Genomic DNA, 1,168 nt, shown 5'->3' on the forward strand with positions numbered 1-1,168 from the left:
GGGTGACTGCGTACCTTTTGTATAATGGGTCAGCGACTTATATTCTGTAGCAAGGTTAACCGTATAGGGGAGCCGCAGGGAAACCGAGTCTTAACTGGGCGTTAAGTTGCAGGGTATAGACCCGAAACCCGGTGATCTAGCCATGGGCAGGTTGAAGGTTGGGTAACACTAACTGGAGGACCGAACCGACTAATGTTGAAAAATTAGCGGATGACTTGTGGCTGGGGGTGAAAGGCCAATCAAACCGGGAGATAGCTGGTTCTCCCCGAAAGCTATTTAGGTAGCGCCTCGTGAATTCATCTTCGGGGGTAGAGCACTGTTTCGGCTAGGGGGTCATCCCGACTTACCAACCCGATGCAAACTACGAATACCGAAGAATGTTATCACGGGAGACACACGGCGGGTGCTAACGTCCGTCGTGAAGAGGGAAACAACCCAGACCGCCAGCTAAGGTCCCAAAGTCATGGTTAAGTGGGAAACGATGTGGGAAGGCCCAGACAGCCAGGATGTTGGCTTAGAAGCAGCCATCATTTAAAGAAAGCGTAATAGCTCACTGGTCGAGTCGGCCTGCGCGGAAGATGTAACGGGGCTAAACCATGCACCGAAGCTGCGGCAGCGACACTATGTGTTGTTGGGTAGGGGAGCGTTCTGTAAGCCGTTGAAGGTGGCCTGTGAGGGTTGCTGGAGGTATCAGAAGTGCGAATGCTGACATAAGTAACGATAATGCGGGTGAAAAACCCGCACGCCGGAAGACCAAGGGTTCCTGTCCAACGTTAATCGGGGCAGGGTGAGTCGACCCCTAAGGCGAGGCCGAAAGGCGTAGTCGATGGGAAACAGGTTAATATTCCTGTACTCGGTGTTACTGCGAAGGGGGGACGGAGAAGGCTATGTTGGCCGGGCGACGGTTGTCCCGGTTTAAGCATGTAGGCGGATGTTCCAGGTAAATCCGGAACGTCACTAACGCTGAGGTGTGATGACGAGGCACTACGGTGCTGAAGTGACAAATGCCCTGCTTCCAGGAAAAGCCTCTAAGCATCAGGTAACATCAAATCGTACCCCAAACCGACACAGGTGGTCAGGTAGAGAATACCAAGGCGCTTGAGAGAACTCGGGTGAAGGAACTAGGCAAAATGGTGCCGTAACTTCGGGAGAAGGCACGCTGATGGTA

At 53.0% G+C, this 1,168-nt stretch carries 1 rRNA gene; it reads left to right on the forward strand.

Features of this window, described 5'->3' with window-relative positions:
* Positions 1–1,168 (forward strand): 23S ribosomal RNA (locus tag SIK97_RS00945); the annotation flags it as partial.

The organism is Klebsiella sp. JN_Kp126 (genome assembly GCF_033843325.1).
Classification (GTDB): domain Bacteria; phylum Pseudomonadota; class Gammaproteobacteria; order Enterobacterales; family Enterobacteriaceae; genus Klebsiella; species Klebsiella michiganensis.